Annotated in this window: 13 protein-coding genes; 8 read left to right on the plus strand and 5 right to left on the minus strand. The window is 68.5% G+C overall.

Features of this window, described 5'->3' with window-relative positions:
• Window positions 1-844 precede the first annotated feature (844 nt).
• From rpoB to ABT324_RS13295, 4 genes are all read left to right on the plus strand, one after another.
• The gene (rpoB, locus tag ABT324_RS13280; protein ID WP_351175806.1) at window positions 845-4,339 is read left to right on the plus strand and encodes a DNA-directed RNA polymerase subunit beta; all 3,495 of its coding nucleotides are present in this window, start codon (window positions 845-847) and stop codon (window positions 4,337-4,339) included.
• A 107-nt stretch (window positions 4,340-4,446) separates the two neighbouring features.
• Window positions 4,447-8,358, plus strand: coding sequence for a DNA-directed RNA polymerase subunit beta' (locus ABT324_RS13285; protein ID WP_351175808.1), 3,912 nt, complete (start codon window positions 4,447-4,449; stop codon window positions 8,356-8,358).
• A gap of 188 nt (window positions 8,359-8,546) precedes the next feature.
• A complete protein-coding gene (locus ABT324_RS13290) occupies window positions 8,547-8,984 on the plus strand; it encodes a hypothetical protein (RefSeq protein ID WP_351175810.1) in 438 nt (145 codons plus the stop codon).
• Complete coding sequence (locus ABT324_RS13295; RefSeq protein ID WP_351175812.1) at window positions 8,981-9,502, plus strand: DUF3558 domain-containing protein; 522 nt, start codon at window positions 8,981-8,983, stop codon at window positions 9,500-9,502. Before ABT324_RS13290 ends, ABT324_RS13295 begins: the two co-directional genes overlap by 4 nt.
• 80 nt (window positions 9,503-9,582) lie before the next feature.
• Here the strand turns inward: ABT324_RS13295 and ABT324_RS13300 are convergent, their stop codons facing one another.
• On the minus strand, window positions 9,583-9,783 hold the full coding sequence (locus ABT324_RS13300; protein ID WP_351175814.1) for a DUF397 domain-containing protein: 201 nt from the start codon (window positions 9,781-9,783) through the stop codon (window positions 9,583-9,585).
• A gap of 24 nt (window positions 9,784-9,807) precedes the next feature.
• Window positions 9,808-10,692: a Scr1 family TA system antitoxin-like transcriptional regulator gene (locus ABT324_RS13305; RefSeq protein ID WP_351175816.1), complete on the minus strand. Its 885-nt coding sequence runs from the start codon at window positions 10,690-10,692 to the stop codon at window positions 9,808-9,810.
• 340 nt (window positions 10,693-11,032) lie between these two features.
• On the opposite strand from ABT324_RS13305, the gene ABT324_RS13310 reads away from it, so the two are divergent.
• Entirely contained in the window at window positions 11,033-11,248 is a 216-nt protein-coding gene (locus ABT324_RS13310; RefSeq protein WP_351175818.1) for an HC3 family zinc finger protein, read from the plus strand.
• Window positions 11,249-12,304: 1,056 nt separating this feature from the next.
• Here the strand turns inward: ABT324_RS13310 and ABT324_RS13315 are convergent.
• From ABT324_RS13315 to pdxR, 3 genes are all read right to left on the minus strand, one after another.
• Window positions 12,305-13,654: a hypothetical protein gene (locus ABT324_RS13315; protein WP_351175820.1), complete on the minus strand. Its 1,350-nt coding sequence runs from the start codon at window positions 13,652-13,654 to the stop codon at window positions 12,305-12,307.
• A gap of 382 nt (window positions 13,655-14,036) precedes the next feature.
• A complete protein-coding gene (locus ABT324_RS13320) occupies window positions 14,037-14,501 on the minus strand; it encodes a DUF6319 family protein (protein WP_351175822.1) in 465 nt (154 codons plus the stop codon).
• A gap of 94 nt (window positions 14,502-14,595) precedes the next feature.
• On the minus strand, window positions 14,596-15,981 hold the full coding sequence (pdxR, locus tag ABT324_RS13325; protein WP_351175824.1) for a MocR-like pyridoxine biosynthesis transcription factor PdxR: 1,386 nt from the start codon (window positions 15,979-15,981) through the stop codon (window positions 14,596-14,598).
• A 178-nt stretch (window positions 15,982-16,159) separates the two neighbouring features.
• Here pdxR and ABT324_RS13330 point away from each other — a divergent pair, with 178 nt between their 5' ends.
• From ABT324_RS13330 to ABT324_RS13340, 3 genes are all read left to right on the plus strand, one after another.
• Window positions 16,160-16,714 (plus strand): YbaB/EbfC family nucleoid-associated protein, encoded by a 555-nt coding sequence (locus ABT324_RS13330; protein ID WP_351175826.1) that lies wholly within the window; start codon window positions 16,160-16,162, stop codon window positions 16,712-16,714.
• Window positions 16,715-16,744: 30 nt separating this feature from the next.
• The gene (locus ABT324_RS13335) at window positions 16,745-17,053 is read left to right on the plus strand and encodes an ESX-1 secretion-associated protein (RefSeq protein WP_351175828.1); all 309 of its coding nucleotides are present in this window, start codon (window positions 16,745-16,747) and stop codon (window positions 17,051-17,053) included.
• Between the two features lie 184 nt (window positions 17,054-17,237).
• Window positions 17,238-19,363 (plus strand): WXG100 family type VII secretion target (locus ABT324_RS13340; RefSeq protein WP_502949734.1); only part of this gene is annotated, 2,126 nt, incomplete at its 3' end.

Consider the following 19,363-nt stretch of genomic DNA (forward strand, 5'->3'; position numbering starts at 1 on the left):
ACTCGGCCCGCGCGGCGGGGGGTTCTGGTTGAGATCATTAATACTGACGGCTAATGCGCAGTGCTGGAGTTCCGACTGCGCTTGATGGGGCCGGGGTGGCCGTTGTGCGGCGAACCGGCTGGAGTGCCCGGGTGGGGCTGCGGGAGCGGGAGCGGCGCGCGAGTTCTGGCGCCGAGCACGGTGGGTGTCGGGGGCGCGGCGCTGGGTGCTCGGGCGCAAATCTGCCTCCCCGTTCTGGATCGCGAATTCGAAGATCGAATTCTGCGGTTGGCGCTGACCGCTGGTGCCGATGTGAGCACAAGGGGTGAGGGGGTGAGAGCGGCTTCACCGAATTGACTCCGTTCGGCCCAGTCGTCCCGGGAATGCGATCGGGGGTGCCGGGCGTTGAGTCGCTCGTCACCCCGGCGGGCGCGCTGGCCGATCCGGCGGGGGAGTGTCAAGGGCCGTTCGGAGGGGTGCCGGAGTGCTGCGCGGAGGTGTCCCGAGGGGTTGCGCAAGGGTGCTCTGACCTGCTAAAAGCACGCTCCTGGTGGTCACGTCCGGTGATCGTGTTTTGCGCCACGAGGGTGATCGGGACGTGATCTCTTGACTGGCGGCGCGCTGGGGTTCACTCTGGTGCTCAACGCGGGGCTGGGCCGCCATCGGTGGGCCCCCTCGACAGCTGGCGAGGTTCCGGCTAGACTGCTACTTTGCGCTGCCCTCTTTCCGCCTACTCGTGCACCGGGTCGTAGGATTGCGGGCGCCACTTGCACCCTTGACAGCTGTGTTAGCGGACTGTGCGTTCGCGTAACGCGCGCTTTGATGACGCGGCTGTAGCCAGTTCAGAGTCCCGGAAGGACGCATCTTGGCAGTCTCCCGCGCGACCAAGGTCTCTGCAGCTTCCAACTACACGTCGGGGATCCCTGGGGCACCCAAGCGGGTCTCGTTCGCGAACATCCGCGAACCGTTGAACGTGCCGAACCTGCTAGACCTGCAGATCCAGTCCTTCGAATGGCTTGTCGGTAACGAAGCCTGGTTCCAGCGCCGGGTTGACGCCGGCGAGGAAGTTCCGGTTGGTGGTCTCGAGGAGGTCCTCGGCGAGATCTCCCCGATCGAAGACTTCTCCGGATCGATGTCGCTGTCCTTCTCCGACCCACGCTTCGACGAGGTCAAGGCCTCCGTCGAGGAGTGCAAGGACAAGGACATGACCTACGCCGCGCCGCTGTTCGTCACCGCGGAGTTCACCAACCACACCACTGGCGAGATCAAGAGCCAGACGGTGTTCATGGGTGACTTCCCGATGATGACGGACAAGGGCACCTTCATCATCAACGGCACCGAGCGCGTCGTCGTCTCCCAGCTCGTCCGGTCCCCCGGTGTGTACTTCGACCAGTCGGTCGACAAGACCACCGACAAGGACGTCTTCAGCGTCAAGATCATCCCCAGCCGCGGTGCGTGGCTGGAGTTCGACGTCGACAAGCGCGACACCGTCGGCGTCCGCATCGACCGCAAGCGCCGCCAGCCGGTCACCGTGCTGCTGAAGGCGCTGGGCTGGTCGGCCGAGGCGATCCGCGAGCGGTTCGGCTTCTCCGAGACCCTGATGGCCACCCTGGAGAAGGACCACACCGCCGGCACCGACGAGGCGCTGCTCGACATCTACCGCAAGCTGCGCCCGGGCGAACCGCCGACCAAGGAGAGCGCGCAGACCCTCCTGGAGAACCTGTTCTTCAAGGAGAAGCGCTACGACCTGGCCCGCGTCGGCCGCTACAAGGTCAACAAGAAGCTCGGCCTGGGCATGCCGTACGAGACCGGCGTGCTGACCGAGGAAGACATCGTCACCACGATCGAGTACCTGGTCCGCCTGCACGCCGGCGAGACCGACATGCCCGCTCGCGGTGAGGGCGAGGGCGCCACCGTGCCGGTCGAGGTCGACGACATCGACCACTTCGGCAACCGGCGCCTGCGCACCGTGGGCGAGCTGATCCAGAACCAGGTCCGGGTCGGCCTGTCCCGCATGGAGCGCGTCGTCCGCGAGCGGATGACCACCCAGGACGTCGAGGCGATCACCCCGCAGACCCTGATCAACATCCGCCCGATCACGGCGGCGATCCGGGAGTTCTTCGGCACCTCGCAGCTGTCCCAGTTCATGGACCAGACCAACCCGATCGCGGGCCTGACGCACAAGCGCCGCCTGTCCGCGCTCGGCCCGGGCGGTCTGTCCCGTGAGCGCGCGGGCATGGAAGTCCGCGACGTGCACCCCTCGCACTACGGCCGGATGTGCCCGATCGAGACGCCGGAAGGCCCGAACATCGGTCTGATCGGCTCGCTGGCGACCTTCGCCCGCGTCAACCCGTTCGGCTTCATCGAGACGCCGTACCGCAAGGTCGTCGACGGCCGGGTCACCGACCAGATCGACTACCTGACCGCCGACGAGGAGGACCGCTACGTCAAGGCGCAGGCCAACGCGCCGATCGACGACGACGGCCACTTCCTCGACGACCGCGTGCTGGGTCGCCGGAAGGGCGGCGAGGTCGAGCTGCTCGCCCCCACCGAGATCGACTACATGGACGTCTCGCCGCGGCAGATGGTCTCCGCCGCGACCGCGATGATCCCGTTCCTCGAGCACGACGACGCCAACCGCGCCCTGATGGGTGCGAACATGCAGCGCCAGGCGGTGCCGCTGCTGCGCAGCGAGTCCCCGCTGGTCGGCACCGGCATGGAGCTGCGCGCCGCGGTCGACGCCGGTGACGTGATCACCGCCGAGAAGGCCGGTGTGGTCGAGGAGCTGTGCGCCGACTACGTCACGATCATGGCCGACGACGGCACCCGCCGCTCGTACAAGATGCAGAAGTTCTCGCGGTCCAACCACGGCACCTGCATCAACCAGAAGCCGATCGTGAACGAGGGCGACCGCATCGAGGCCGGCCAGGTCATCGCGGACGGCCCGTGCACCCAGAACGGCGAGATGGCGCTGGGCAAGAACCTGCTCGTCGCGATCATGCCGTGGGAGGGGCACAACTACGAGGACGCGATCATCCTGTCCCAGCGCCTGGTGCAGGACGACGTGCTCACCTCGATCCACATCGAGGAGCACGAGGTCGACGCCCGCGACACCAAGCTGGGCGCCGAGGAGATCACCCGGGACATCCCGAACGTCTCCGACGACGTGCTGGCCGACCTCGACGAGCGCGGCATCATCCGCATCGGCGCCGAGGTCCAGGGCGGCGACATCCTGGTCGGCAAGGTCACCCCGAAGGGCGAGACCGAGCTGACCCCGGAGGAGCGGCTGCTGCGCGCCATCTTCGGCGAGAAGGCCCGCGAGGTCCGCGACACCTCGCTGAAGGTGCCGCACGGCGAGACCGGCAAGGTCATCGGCGTCCGCGTGTTCAACCGCGAGGACGACGACGAGCTGCCCCCGGGCGTCAACCAGCTGGTGCGGGTCTACGTCGCGCAGAAGCGCAAGATCCAGGACGGCGACAAGCTCGCCGGCCGCCACGGCAACAAGGGCGTCATCGGCAAGATCCTGCCCGCCGAGGACATGCCGTTCCTCTCCGACGGCACTCCGGTCGACATCATCCTGAACACCCACGGTGTGCCGCGACGGATGAACATCGGCCAGGTGCTGGAGACGCACCTCGGCTGGATCGCCTCCCAGGGCTGGTCCATCGACGGCGACGCCGAGTGGGCCAAGCGCCTGCCGGAGGAGCTCTACGACGTCGAGCCCGGCACCAACACCGCCAGCCCCGTCTTCGACGGTGCGCGGGAGGAGGAGATCACCGGTCTGCTGGCCTCCACGAAGCCGAACCGCGACGGTGAGCGCATGGTCGGCGGCGACGGCAAGGCCCAGCTGTTCGACGGGCGCAGCGGCGAGCCGTACCCGTACCCGACCGCGGTCGGCTACATGTACATCCTGAAGCTGTCGCACCTGGTGGACGACAAGATCCACGCCCGGTCGACCGGTCCGTACTCGATGATCACCCAGCAGCCGCTGGGCGGTAAGGCCCAGTTCGGTGGCCAGCGCTTCGGTGAGATGGAGTGCTGGGCCATGCAGGCCTACGGCGCCGCCTACACGCTGCAGGAACTGCTCACCATCAAGTCCGACGACGTGGTGGGCCGCGTCAAGGTCTACGAAGCGATCGTCAAGGGCGAGAACATCCCCGAGCCGGGCATCCCGGAGTCCTTCAAGGTGTTGCTGAAGGAGCTCCAGTCGCTCTGCCTGAACGTCGAGGTGCTCTCCAGCGACGGTGCGGCGATCGAGATGCGCGACAGCGAGGACGAGGACCTGGAGCGCGCTGCGGCCAACCTCGGCATCAACCTGTCCCGCAACGAGTCGCCGTCGGTCGACGACATCGCGCACTGATCCTCGCCGCCGGTCCGCGGGGCTGACCCCGCGGACCGGCGACCGACCCAACCTGGCACCTCTGCCGCAGTGCGGCAGCACCTTTCGACCAAGGGAGAAGACCCGACGTGCTTGACGTCAACTTCTTCGATGAACTCCGCATCGGCCTGGCCACGGCCGACGACATCCGCCAGTGGTCGTACGGCGAGGTCAAGAAGCCCGAGACCATCAACTACCGCACCCTGAAGCCGGAGAAGGACGGGCTCTTCTGCGAGAAGATCTTCGGTCCGACCCGGGACTGGGAGTGCTACTGCGGCAAGTACAAGCGGGTCCGCTTCAAGGGCATCATCTGCGAGCGCTGCGGTGTTGAGGTCACCCGCGCCAAGGTGCGCCGCGAGCGGATGGGCCACATCGAGCTGGCCGCCGCCGTGACCCACATCTGGTACTTCAAGGGCGTCCCGTCCCGGTTGGGCTACCTGCTCGACCTGGCCCCCAAGGACCTCGAGAAGATCATCTACTTCGCGGCGTACGTGATCACCGGGGTGAACACCGAGCTGCGGCACAACGACCTGTCCACGCTCGAGAGCGAGATCAGCGTCGAGCGCAAGCGGCTGGCCGACCAGCGCGACGCCGACCTCGAGGCGCGGGCCCAGAAGCTCGAGGCCGACCTGGCCGCGCTCGAGGCCGAGGGCGCCAAGAGCGACCAGCGCCGCAAGGTCAAGGAAGGCGCCGAGCGCGAGATGAAGCAGCTGCGCGACCGCGCGCAGCGCGAGCTCGACAAGCTCGACGAGATCTGGGAGACCTTCACCAAGCTGGAGCCCCGCCAGCTCATCGCCGACGAGGTCCTGTACCGCGAGCTCTACGACCGGTACGGCGAGTACTTCACCGGCGGCATGGGCGCCGAGGCCATCCAGTCGCTGCTGGCCAACTTCGACATCAACGCCGAAGCCGAGCTGCTGCGCGAGACCATCCGCAGCGGCAAGGGCCAGAAGAAGCTGCGCGCCCTCAAGCGGCTCAAGGTCGTGGCGGCCTTCCAGGCCACCGGCAACGACCCGAGCGGCATGGTGCTCAACTGCGTGCCGGTCATCCCGCCGGACCTGCGTCCGATGGTGCAGCTGGACGGTGGCCGCTTCGCGACCTCCGACCTCAACGACCTGTACCGCCGGGTGATCAACCGGAACAACCGCCTCAAGCGGCTGATCGACCTCGGCGCGCCCGAGATCATCGTCAACAACGAGAAGCGGATGCTCCAGGAGTCCGTGGACGCGCTGTTCGACAACGGCCGTCGCGGGCGTCCGGTCACCGGCCCGGGCAACCGGCCGCTGAAGTCGCTGTCCGACCTGCTCAAGGGCAAGCAGGGCCGCTTCCGCCAGAACCTGCTGGGCAAGCGCGTCGACTACTCGGGCCGTTCGGTCATCGTGGTCGGCCCGCAGCTGAAGCTGCACCAGTGCGGTCTGCCGAAGGAGATGGCGGTCGAGCTGTTCAAGCCGTTCGTCATGAAGCGGCTGGTCGACCTCAACCACGCGCAGAACATCAAGTCCGCCAAGCGGATGGTGGAGCGCCAGCGCCCGCAGGTGTGGGACGTGCTGGAAGAGGTCATCGCCGAGCACCCGGTGCTGCTCAACCGTGCTCCCACGCTGCACCGCCTCGGCATCCAGGCCTTCGAGCCGCAGCTGGTCGAGGGCAAGGCCATCCAGCTGCACCCGCTGGTCTGCGAGGCGTTCAACGCGGACTTCGACGGTGACCAGATGGCGGTGCACCTGCCGCTGTCGGCCGAGGCCCAGGCCGAGGCCCGGATCCTGATGCTGTCCAGCAACAACATCCTGTCCCCGGCGTCCGGCCGCCCGCTGGCGATGCCCCGCCTGGACATGGTGACCGGCCTGTACCACCTGACCAAGCAGGTGGACGGGGCCAAGGGCGAGGGCCTGGCGTTCTCCTCGGTCGGCGAGGCGATCATGGCCTTCGACCGCGGTGCGCTGGACCTGCAGGCCAAGGTCAAGATCCGGCTCCGCGACGTGGTGCCGCCGCGCGCGAACATCCCGGAGGGCTGGGAGCCCGGTCAGCCGTGGCTGGCCGAGACCACCCTGGGCCGGGTGTGGTTCAACGAGCTGCTGCCCGAGGACTACCCGTTCGTCGACGATTTGCTGCCGAAGAAGAAGCAGGCCGCGATCGTCAACGACCTCGCCGAGCGGTACCCGATGGTCACCGTGGCCCAGACGCTGGACAAGCTGAAGGACGCCGGTTTTCACTGGGCGACCCGCTCGGGCGTGACCGTGTCGATCTCCGACGTGGTCGTGCCGCCGAACAAGACCGAGATCCTGGACTCCTACGAGGCCAAGGCCGACCAGGTCGAGAAGCGGTACCGCCGCGGTGCGCTGTCCTACCAGGAGCGCAACGCCGAACTGGTCAAGGTCTGGACGGCCGCCAAGGACGAGGTCGCCGAGGCCATGGAGACCAACTTCCCGGAGGACAACTCGATCAGCACGATCGTGAAGTCCGGGGCCGCCGGTAACATGACCCAGGTCGTCCAGCTGGCCGGTATGCGTGGTCTGGTGTCGAACCCGAAGGGTGAGTACATCCCGCGCCCGATCAAGGCGAACTTCCGCGAGGGCCTGTCCGTGCTGGAGTACTTCATCTCCAACCACGGTGCCCGCAAGGGTCTCGCCGACACCGCGCTGCGGACCGCCGACTCGGGTTACCTGACCCGTCGTCTGGTGGACGTCTCGCAGGACGTCATCGTCCGCGAGACCGACTGCGGCACCGAGCGCGGCATCAAGATGCCGGTCGCGGAGCTGCTGCCGGACGGCAAGCTGCTGCGCGACGCGCACGTCGAGACCAGCGTCTACGCCCGCACCACGGCCGAGGACGTCACGGACTCGGACGGCAACATCGTGCTGGCCCGCGGTTCGGACCTGGGCGACCCGGCGATCGAGAAGCTGCTCGCCGCCAACGTCACCAAGGTCAAGGTCCGCAGCGTCCTGACCTGCGAGTCCGGCGTCGGCGTCTGCGCGGTCTGCTACGGCCGCTCGATGGCCACCGGCAAGCTGGTGGACGTCGGCGAGGCGGTCGGCATCGTCGCCGCCCAGTCGATCGGTGAGCCGGGTACGCAGCTGACCATGCGCACCTTCCACCAGGGCGGTGTCGCCGGTGACGACATCACCACCGGTCTGCCGCGTGTCCAGGAGCTGTTCGAGGCCCGCGTCCCGAAGGGCAAGGCGCCGATCGCCGACACCTCGGGCCGCATCCGGCTGGAGGACAACGACCGCTACTGGAAGATCACCATCATCCCGGACGACGGCGGTGAGGAGATCGTCTACGACAAGCTGTCCAAGCGGCAGCGGCTCGCGGCGATCTCGGTGGACGGCAGCGAGCGGCAGATCTCCGACGGCGACCACGTCGAGGTCGGTCAGCAGCTGCTCGAAGGCGCCGTCGACCCGCACGAGGTGCTGCGCGTGATGGGCCCGCGCGAGGCCCAGCTGCACCTGGTGCGCGAGGTGCAGGAGGTGTACCGGTCGCAGGGTGTGGGCATCCACGACAAGCACGTCGAGGTCATCGTCCGCCAGATGCTGCGCCGGGTCATCATCATCGACTCGGGTGCCACCGAGTTCCTGCCCGGTTCGCCGGTGGAGCGCTCGCAGTTCGAGGCGGAGAACCGCCGCGTCGTGGCCGAGGGCGGCGACCCGGCGTCCGGCCGTCCGGTGCTGATGGGCATCACCAAGGCGTCGCTGGCCACCGAGTCGTGGCTGTCGGCGGCCTCCTTCCAGGAGACGACCCGCATCCTCACCAACGCCGCGATCGAGGGCGCGAGTGACAAGCTGGTCGGCCTGAAGGAGAACGTGATCATCGGTAAGTTGATCCCGGCTGGTACGGGCATCAACCGGTACCGCAACATCCAGGTGCAGCCGACGGAGGAGGCGCGGGCCGCGGCGTACGCGATCCCGTCCTACGACGACAGCTACTACACCCCGGATGTCTTCGGCGCCGGCACCGGTGCGGCCGTCCCGCTGGACGACTACGACTTCGGGCGCGACTACCGCTGACCCGGAGCTGACCCGAAGGGCCCCTGTCCGACTCCTCCGGACAGGGGCCCTTCCTCGTGCCGGGGTGGGCTCGGCTGAACGAGTGATCGTGCTGACAGTTGCATGTTTGCTCTTCGGGTTCTCCCGCGAGCAGAGCCGCCGTTTCGTAAAGTCTCTTTCGGGTTTGACCTGTGGGGGAGGGCTTCGAAGTGGCGGATGCGTACATGGCGGGGAGCCTGGGCGAAGCGGCAGGCTTCGCGGGCGCCGGAGCGGCGCTGGGTGCGATCAGGCAGGAGAACGACCAGCTCTCCCAGGGGATCTCCGCTGGGCGGCTGAGAATGAACCCAGAAGCCGCGAACAAGGCCGCAGCTGCGTATGAACGCACGGCCGAAGACATCGACGACCTTGCCCAGAAGGCGCTTAAGTTGGCGCGCGTTGAGGGCTTGGGAGACTATTCCTCAGCTCAAGAGCTGGCTGCGAAGTTCGCGCAGAAGGCCACGAACGGTTCGAACGGTGCAGCGGACCTATTGGGTCAGCTACGAGACGAGTTGCTTCGGAAGGCGGATCTGTTCCGGCAGGCGGCGAAGGACTACGTTGCTACCGACGAGCAGATCGGTGAGGACTTGCAGAGGGGTAGTCAGGCGTGAAGAGGTTGTCCCGAGCGATGGTCGCCGCGTGGGCCAGCGCGGCTTTGTTGGCTGTTGCAGGTTGCAGTGCTCCTTCCGCGGAGAAGGAACCCGCTCCTGACACACAGCCGCAGGGCCTGACTGCGGTTGATCCGTGTACGTTGCTGACTCCAGAAGAGCTAGCGGAGTTCGGCTTTGAGAGCCCTGGTGAACCCGACACAGGCATCTCCTCCGAGCCTGGCTGTCGGTTCAACGGGCGGCCATTCAGAGCGACGTTCTCCAAGAATCAGGAGAAGACGGTCGAGGCACTCGGGAAGCAGGACAACTGGGCGAAGTTCGACTCGCTGGAGATCGATGGTCGTCCGGCGGCGAGTGCGGTCGACAAGAGCGCTACACAGGCTCGGCTCTGCTCGGCTTTCTTCGACGCTGGTGACGGCGTGATCATCATTGATGTCTCCGAGTTCCGTGACCAGGGGTTGGACGAGTGCGCTGAGGCTGTGAAGATCGCTGAGGCGATCGCGCCTCGGATGCCGAAGTAGCCGGACTGCTGCACGACTTGCTTCCCGGATGACAGCGCCCCATCCCGAGCGATTCGGGATGGGGCGCTGCTCGCACGGTGTCAGCGGTCGAGGTGGCCCGCCTTGACGTTGTCGAGGAAGGCCTGGAGCTGGGCCTTGGTGAAGACCAGGGCGCCCAGTCCGGGGGCCTTCGAATCACGAACGGCGGAGACGTCGGGCAGGTTCAGCGCCAACTCGACGCACTGGCCCTGCTCGTGGCTGTGGCTCGACTTGCGCCACCGGGCGCCGTTGAGTTCGGGCATTTCGAGGTTCTCCTTGCAGGTGTCTCACAGGGACATCGCAAGGCTATCCACGAACTCCACGGATTCTTCCGGTGTGAGGGCCACGTTCTTGAGCCGCGCGAACACCTCGGAGTAGTGGCTGATGTCGGCTGGCCGCTCCAGCCACACCGCTCCGCGTTGGTTCTCGAGGTAGACCGCGTCCATGTCGTCGTAGCCCTCTGGGAACCGGATCATCGAGAAGGAGCTGTTGCCGCTCGGGTACGCACCGATGCTGAACGGCACGACCTGGATGGTGATGTTGGGTCGATCGGCGGCCTTGATGAGGTAGCGAAGCTGTTCGCGCATCACCTCGGGGCCGCCCACCATGCGGCGCATCGCCGCTTCGTCGTGGATGACGTGCAAGTGCGTCGGGTGGTGCGTGCGGTTGATCCGGTCCTGGCGTGCCTGCCGCAGCTCAACGGCACGTTGAATGCTGCGTTCTTCAGCGTCGGGCCGGACCGCGGCGTATGTCTCGGCGTACTCGGGGATTTGGAGCAGGCCGTCGACGACTGTGGTCGAGTAGTTCCACAGTTCCGCAGCGTCGGATTCCAGGCCGACGTACTTCTCGAACCAGTCCGGCATGTTGTCGGAGTACATGGCCCACCAGCCGCGTTCGTTCGACTCCTCGGCCTGGCGGACGAGCGTGTCCGAGAGCGGGGCCTCGACTCCGTAGAACTGGCAGAGCAGGCGGACGTTGCGCGGCAGGATGACCTGCTTGCCGCCCTCGATGCGGTTGATCGTGGTCACGGTCAGTCCTGCGTACTTGGCGGCGTCGGCGACCTTCTTCCCGACCTGCTCCCGCAGGGCGCGCAGTTCGCGGCCGAGTTCCCTGCGGCGCAGGTTCGGCCCCGGGCCCTCGTCGTCCGGCAAGTCATCAGTCAAGTCGGCCATCGGGAATCTCCTTGTGGCGCAGTTCCGTCGTCGTGCTGAATCTTGCCGGATAAGTTTTCACATTGAAGTCGCCTGATCAGGTAATTGAGCTCATGTGTACACATGGAATAGCTTGATCAGTGTGCAGCCGGGAAGTTTCGATTCTGGCAGCGCAGCCCGTCCCGTCGGTCTTGCAGGGACAGCAATTGGCGGGGCGGGCCCTTTGTCCGGGCTGGTGCGGTGTTTGCCCCCGACCTCCGCCGCACCAGCCCACCTCGGTGACCGGGCGCCAGCGCCCCTCCCCGCGCGCCCGGTCACCGGTCAAAGCAGACCCAACACATCCCAGCAGCGGAGGTTGCCCATGTCCGATTACCTGACCTACGTCTGGCGCCCGATCACTGGAGGCCGCCACGCCTTCCCCGTCGCAGCAACGAAGTCCCCACCGGAGTCCACGGTAGACGCCTACTGCGGAGCCCAGACCGAAGCGAGCCAGCTGCACAACAGGTCCGAAGTGGACTGGATCCGCGAACCCTCGTGCAAGGAGTGCTGGCGCATCCTCGCCAAAAAACCCTCGTGAGTGGCAAAGGTCGTTATAGCCACCATCGTCGCTCACGAGTCTTGACCAGCCAAAACGCCCTCGTGAGTGGTGATGGTTGTTGGAGCCACCATCGCCGCTCACGAGTCTTGACCAGTCCTGACCGGCCGCAGCACGCCAGAGAAAGGCCATGGAACTCATGTTCTGGATTCAGCTGAGCACGTTCGTGCTGTTCAACGTCCTCATCCTTGCCCTGATCGCGACGCAGGTCCCGTTCGGGGGGTTGAGATTCGCTGCGGGGCAGCATGCGGGGGCAGGTGATGGTGAGTACACCGTCTGGCACCTCATAGCTGACATCGAAGCGGAGAGGGCCGAGGACCGTGGCGCCGAACGACGGCCCGCCCACGCTCGCGAACTCCCCGAGGACCCGCCGCAATTCCCGCGAACTGATCCAGACCAGCCGACAGGTCGACACCATCTCCGGGCCGCGTCAGCGGCCTGTGGCGGTCTCGATGGAGGGTAGCCGGTGTCGACGGGCCCAGGACGTCGGCGCTCAGCTGCTGTGGTGCCACAACCCGGTGCAGGAGGCGCAGAGTCCGGTGGAGGGGCCATGACCTCGCGGTTTCAATGGAACTCGGACATCTGATTCCGATGGAGGTTGCGGATCGTCGGTGTCCGACGCGCCGGTTCGGGTGGGGGTCTGGGGCGACTTCGATGGAAATCGGGGTCTGATCTCAAATGAGGTGATCTCAGTGAAGGCGCCCCGACGCATCACCGGCGTGTCGGGTGCCCGACACACCGGTGGTCGCAGTTTCAATTGAAACTGCGAATCATCCGGCGACCCGCCCGAGAGGGCCGGTGAGATCACCTCGATGGAAGTTGCCGTGGGGGGTGCAGGGGTCCCGTCGAGCCAGGGGTTACTCCACAGTTTCAATTGAAACTGCGAGTTGATCACCCGCCTGCCGGTGTGGCCGGGAATCAGCCGTCCTCGGTGCCCGGTACCCGCTGCGGCACGTCCTCCGACGCGATGTCACTGGAGATCAGACGTCTGGTCTCCAGTGACATCGCACCCGGTGACGCCGGACGGCCGGGCGGGGGTCAGTCTGCGACGGCCTCGGGGACCGTTGAGTAGACCATGCGCTTGTTCGGGTGTTCGGCGACGGTCCACATCGCGCCGAGGGTGGTGCCGCCCTGGCCGGTCTGCCAGTGGGAGAGGTCCTCCGGGCCGATGGCGGCGGGCTGGCGGGTCTCCGCGGTCAGTTCCTCGTCGGAGAAGTCGGTCTTCGTGGTCTGCACCAGTGCGCCGTTCGTGCTCCCGCCCAGGCTCTGGCTGAGGTACCAGCGGTCGTTGAACCGGGTGGCCCCTTGGACGTTGGTGATCGGGAGCTTGTGTGCGGCGTCGGCCTGCCAGCGGTAGTCGGGGTCGGTGATCTGCTCCTTGTCGCCGTCGAGGGAGTCGGCGATCGCCCAGGCCGCGACCCGCCCGTTGCTGGTCACCGCCTCGTCCGTGCCGTCGCAGTACTCCCCGGCGATGATGTGGTCGGTGCCGCTGCGGTCGAGGCTCGCGTACGAGAAGCTCGGCGCCACGTCCTGCGGGGTGCACTCATCGCCCTTCGCGCTGGTGACGGTCCAGGACGCCACCTGCGGCATGACGTAGCGGTAGCCGTGCCCGTAGTAGGTGCCGGATCGGCGGCCGATCTCGCTCGGGTCCTCGGTGGTCCCGTTCTCCGCGGCGCCGAGGTCGTAGATGTGGCGCATGTCGAAGACCCGGAAGCCGCGGTCGGTGTCCGCGACGTACAGGAAGTTGCCGTACCAGACCATCCCGCCCGCGTGCAGCGACTTGCCGTCACCGGTCTGCTTGTACCGGAGGCTCATGTAGCTCGGGTTGCCGTAGGAGTTGATGGTCGGGTAGACGAGCAGGACGTGCCGGTAGACGCCGGTGGCGGGGTCCAGGAACGTGACGCGGACGCCCTTCTCGTACTCGTCCTCCTCGTCGTCGACCCCGTCCTTCGCGCTGCTGTCGTACCAGGAGATCAGGACGGGCTGGTTCTTCTCGCCCCAGTGCTGGTCGTCCTGCGCGTCGGCGACGGTGGTCACGCCCTGCGGCGTCCACAGGCCGGTCGAGTTGTCCCCCGAGGTGAAGCAGATGCTCCTGTCCACGGTGCTCAGCTGGGGTTGGGACGCCGCGGAGTTGCACGGGGTGTAGGGCTTGCCGATGGTGCCCTTGCGGTTGGCGTCGGCCATGATCTTGCCGACCCCCGCCTTGGTCAGCTCGGTGTCGAGCTTGGCCACCCGGTCCTTGAGCTCGGTGCCCAGGCTGTTCGGGCGCAGGTCGAAGTTCTCCAGGTTCAGGGTGGGGTCCGCGACCGCGTGCGCGGGAGCTGCGGTGACCAGCAGGCCGAGTGCGACCGCGCTGGCGGTGACCAGGCTGCGCAACCTCGTAGGCATCGCGCCATCCTTCCGCTCCAGTTGTGCCTCGGCGGCGCCGAGGGCCGCGCGGAAGCTTAGAACGGCTGGCGGCCGGTGATCGTGTTCAAACCGACAAAGCGGCTGTTGGGGTGAAGAGTTCGCCGTTACTGCAAAAGTTTCACGATCGACGTGACAAATCCCGCGAACGCGCCCGGCGAACGGGTATCGGGGCGTTGGCGCTGGGCGGCGGCAACAGGCGCGTCAGGCCAGCGCAGCCGAGGGGTGGGGTGGCGCGGTGCCGCGGGTTACCGTGGCGGCGGTCGGTTCCGGCCGATCGGGCTGTGGCGCGGGCATGCCGTGTCGTCGAGGGGCCGACGCGGCATGCCCGGCCAGCGGTCTCAGCCCGTGCCGGAGCGGGGGCTCAGCCCTCCAGCTCGGCGAGGGCCTTGCGGACCCGCTCGACCTCGGCCTCCAGCTCGGCGAGCTTGGCCTCGTGCTGCTGGCGGGCCTGGTTGATCACGTCCTCGATGGTCTCCGAGATGTCCTGGTGCAGCTCGGCGGCGGCCTTGGACACCGCGGCGGCGGCGACCGGCAGGCCCTGCACGACCCGCTTGCCCGCGTGCAGCAGGTCCGCCTGCCACTCGCCGTCGGCGGTGCCGGTGACCGTCAGCGTGAGCTCGACCGTGCGGGTCTTCTTCGCGTTGCTCTGCTTGCGGGCGCGGGGCTTCTTGGGGGCCGCCTCGGCCGGTGCTGCCTCCGGCTGCGGCGTGGGAGCGGCCTGAGCCTGGGTGTCCGCGGCCGGGGCGTCCGCGGTCGGCTCGACCGGGGACGGCGCCGACTCGGGCTGGGTCGCGGCGTTCTCGGTGCTCGACTGTTCCTCGGTCAACTCTGTCTCCTGTGTCTCGCGGCGGGGAAGAACCAGAATAGAACAGGTGTTCCCCTGCTGTGCTGTGGACATGCCGGGCAGGTGCCCGATCGGGTCACCGCTGCAGGACGGCGACCAGTGCTTGCAGCGCGGGGCGGAAGGCGTGCTCCGCCGGGGCGGCGTAACCGACCACCACGCCGGGCGGTCGGGCCTCCGCGCGCACCCAGTGCGGCCCGAGTACCTCAAGTTCCACCGAGTGCTCCCGCGCCCGGGTCAGGACTTCTCGCTCCGTCGGTCCCTCCGGGTCGAGCTGCAAGGTGATGTGCAGTCCGGCCGAGATCCCGGCCGGGTGGGGCCGGTGGTTCGCGCGCAGGTCGTCCAGCGCGGCGACGAGCAGCTCCAGCCGCTTCCGGTACGCCGCGCGCGATCGGCGGACGTGCTGATCGTATGCGCCCGACCGGATCAGCTCCGCCATGGCCAGCTGTTCGAACAGCGGCGCGTGCAGCCCGCTGTTGATCTTGAGCGCGCGGACCGGCTCGACCAGCTGCGGGGGCAGCACCAACCACGCCAGGCGCAGCGCCGGGGCGAGCGTCTTGCTGGCCGTCCCCGCGTACGCGACGTGGTGCGGCGCCATGCCCTGGAGCGAGCCGACGGGCTGGCGGTCGAAGCGGAACTCACCGTCGTAGTCGTCCTCGACGACCAGCAGGTCCTCGGCCTTGGCTCGCTGCACCAGCGCCATCCGCCGGGCGGAGCTCAGCGCGACGCCGAGCGGGAACTGGTGCGCCGGGGTCACCACCACCGCCCCGCTGCGCACCTGCTCGACGTCGATGCCGTCGTCGTCCACGGGCACGCCGCGCACCGCCGTGCCGAGGCTGGCCGGGATGGTCCGCAGCTGCGGCGCGGACGGGTCCTCGAAGTCGATCGAGTTCACGCCCTGGTCGTGAAGGGCCTTGCTGAGCAGCGACAACGCCTGCGTGTAGCCGTTGCAGACGATGATCCGCTCCGGCGCGGCGGCCACCGCCCGGACGCGCCCGAGGTAGTCGGCGAGGGCCTCGCGCAGCAGCGGGTGCCCCTGCGGATCGCCGTAGTCGAGGTCGTCGGCCGGGATGTTCCGCAGCGCTCGGCGGCTCGCGGCCAGCCAGTCCCGACGCGGGAACGCGCTCAGGTCCGGCCGCCCCGGTCGGAAGTCCCAGCGCGCGGCGGACGGTGCCGGGGACGGCGGGGCGTCGACCGGGTCCGGCTCGGCGAGCCGCGCGGCCACCGTGGTCGGGGCGCCCTGCCGGGACAGCAGGAAGCCTTCGGTGATCAGCTGGTCGTAGGCGCGGGTGACAGTGCCGCGCGCGACGCCGAGCTCCTGCGCGAGGGCGCGGGTCGACGGCACCCGGGAACCGGCGGGCAGGCGTCCCTCGCGGATCGCGGTGCGCAGCGCCTCGGCCAACCCGCGGCTGTCCGGGCGTCCTGGGGCCAAGCCCAGGTCAGCAGGGGCCCATCCAACCGTCACGCCTCCCGACCCTAGAGGATCGGCGCCAGCCCGGGCGCCACCCTGCAGGCCGACATGTCCGATCGGCGCCGTGGGGTGATCATCGCTACACACCCGGTCATCGGATCCGTCCCTGCGCCCCGCCCGCCGTTGGTACTGTTTCTCGCCGCAGCGCAAGTGGAATCGTGGCAGGGGACAGGTGACCGAGGGCATCGAGCGGAGCATCGCCGACACCGAGCGGATGGTCCGCGACTGGCGGGAGCGGGCTGCGGAGAAGGCCGAGAAGTTCGGCCAGCTGCAGCATGAGATCGAGCAGATCGTGGTCACCCAGACGTCGCGCGACGGCGCGATCCAGGTGACGGTGGACTCGAACGGGATGCTGCAGGCGCTGGAGCTGTCGGAGAGCGCGGGGAGCCGTCCGATGGCCAAGCTCGGCGCCGAGATCATGCGCACGGTGCAGCTGGCGCAGTCGAAGGTCCCCGACCTCGTGCAGCAGGCGGTCAGCGGCACGGTCGGCGAGGAGGACCCGGCCGCGGCGCACATGGTGAGCGAGTCCCGCAGGTTCTTCCCGGAGCCGCCGGAGGACGAGGACGAGCCGGAGCGCACCGCCGGTCTGCAGGAGATGGACGTGCAGCTGGAGGACGACTACGAGCCGCCTCCGCCGCCACCTCAGCAGCCGCCCCAGCCGCCGCGGCGGCGCCCGGTCGAGGACTTCGACGACGACGACTTCGGCAACGATTCGTTCCTGCGCTGAGGACATCACTGACCTGGGGGAGATCTGGCGATGCCCGACGAGATGAACGTCGTCATCGAGAACCTGCGCACGCACGCGTCCAAAGTGGATACCGTGGTCGACCAGCTGAACGTCGCGGTCGACGCGTCCCAGCAGGTGAAGCTGGACAACGGCGCGTACGGGGTGCTGTGCCAGCCGTTCGCGGCGCTGATCGACATGGTGGAGCAGAAGGGCGTCGACGCGCTCACCAAGGCGGTCGAGGCCATGGAGCAGGTGGCCGAGGAGGTCCGCGGAGCGGCCGAGGACTACCAGTCCGTCGACGACGACAACCGCGACCTCATCGGGGGCATCGAAGTATGAGCCCCCGCCCGAACCACACCCAGTTGCTGGACCCCCGGCGTGTCACCCCCTCCCCAACCGCACCTCAGGGGACCGTGACGCAACCCAGCCGCGGCAACCTCGAAACGCAACCTCACCTTCCCCGCCACCACCACGGTGAATCGCGGAGAGGCGGTACCGGAGGCGGTACCGGAGGCGGAACAGCATGAGCAATCCGCTGATCGCGCAGCCCGAGAAGTCGGGTGGGGACGGCTTCTTCACCGAGGGCGACGGGTGGACCAGCGGCATCGGCATCATCGATGCGGTCCAGGGCGTCTCCGAGCTCGACGACGGCGCCAACTGGGTCGAGTCCGGCCTGGCCTACGGCGGCATGGCCATGGAGATGGTCGGCATCATGACCGACCCCGTCGGCACCCTCGCGTCGTACGGGGTGGGGTGGCTGATCGAGCACGTCCAGCCGCTGCAGGACGCGCTGGACTGGCTGGCCGGTGACCCGGCCGGGGTCGCTGCCTACGGGCAGACCTGGTTGAACGTGTCGCAGGCGGTGACCGCGGCGGCCACCGCCTACCAGGAGGCGGTGGTGGCGGACACCGCGTCGTGGACGGGGCAGGCCGGGGACGCCTACCGCCAGCTGGCCGCGGAGAAGGGCGAGGCCATCGCCGGGGCGGCCAAGCTCTCCGGCACCATCAGCTCCGTCGTGACGACCATGGGCGAGGTCGTCTCGTTCGTCCGCGACTTCGTCCAGCAGCTGGTCACCGACTGCATCTCCCAGCTGATCAGCTACCTGGTCGACGCCTTGACGCCGCCGCTGGCCGGGGCGGTGAAGGCGATCCCGAAGGCGATCCGGTTCATCTCCAAGACGGTCAGCCGGATCGCCGAGATCATCTCGAAGCTGATCAAGACGATCAGCAACGTGGCCCCGAAGCTGGCCAGGATGGTCGAGGTCTTCGCCGAGGTGATGAAGGTCCTCGGCAAGCTGGTGGGTAAGGGCGCGCAGGGCATCACCAAGATCGCCGACAACCTCGACATCATGGGCAAGCTGTCCGGCAAGATGGCGGACAAGTTCGCCGAGAGCGCTTGGAAGAAGTTCGACGACGTCTTCGGCACCGACGTCGTGGGCAAGCACAACGCCAAGTTCGGCGGCCCGGACCTGCCGGGCAGCGACTCCGACGACTCCGGCGACAGCCCGAGCACCCGCCCGGACGGCGGAACGGGCTCCGGCTCGACGGACGCCGGAACTCCCGGCGGCGGCCCGGATTCGGGTGGTGGTCCGGATTCCCTCGCGGGCGACGGGCCAGCTGCAGGTGGCGGCCCGGAGCCGGGCGGAGGCTCGGACTCGTTGCGCGGCGGCGACCGCGGTACCGGCGCGCCCGGCGGCGGTCCGGACACTCCTGGGCCGGGGGAACGGCCTGGCTCATCGTCCTCAGTGGATGCTGGTGGAGGCGGTGACGGGTCAGCGGATTCCCCGCGTTCCGCGCTGTCGGACGGTTTCGGGGAGCGCGCCGGCGGCCCGAACCCTGGCTCCACTCCTCCGGACCAACCGAACTCCGGTGGTCCCTTCTCAGACCGGCCGAGTTCCGACGGTCCGCTCTCGGACCGGTCGAGCCCCGGTGGCACGTCCTCGGGCGGTCCGGCGCCGGACGGGCCGAACCCGGGGAATTCGCACAGCGGCGGCACGGCTCCGGGCGGTCCGAACCCCGGCGGTTCGCACAGCGGCGGACCGGTGTCCGGCGGTACGCCTTCCGGCAGCCCAGGTGGGTCCGGCGGACCGCAGACCGGAGGCCCTGGTCCCGCCGGTTCGCACTCGGAGAGCCTGAGCTCCGGCGGCGGGAACGCGGGCGGCGGCAATCCCGGTGGAACGCATCCGGGCGGTGCGCCGAACCCAGGCGGTCCGCCCCCGGGCGGGACGGACACCGCTAGGCCGAACTTCGCTGGCCCCAACCCAGGTGGGATGGGCTCCAGCGGCTCCAACCCGGGCGGTGCGACCTTCGGCGGCGGCCCGACCCCTGGTGGGGGCTCGGGCATGGGGCCCGTCGCGGGATCCGGCACGCCCGGCGGCCCAGCCGGGCACGGCTCGAACACGCCGAACACGCCGGCTGGCACCTCCTCCGCAAACGTCGACGCGCCAGCCCGAGCACCCGAGATGGGGCCCGCGGCGCCCGTCACCGGACCCCCGCCCGGCCGCTCCGACCAGTCGAGCAGCGGCGCAGGTGCGGGACCGGTCGGCGGCGGAGCCGCCGGAGGACCAGCAGGCGGCGGCAGCACCCCGACCGCCGGAGGCGGCGGCCGCGCCGGAGGCGGGTCCGGGTGGACCGGCACCCCGGGCAGCCC

Source organism: Saccharopolyspora sp. NPDC000359 (assembly GCF_040300525.1).
Classification (GTDB): Bacteria; Actinomycetota; Actinomycetes; order Mycobacteriales; family Pseudonocardiaceae; genus Saccharopolyspora.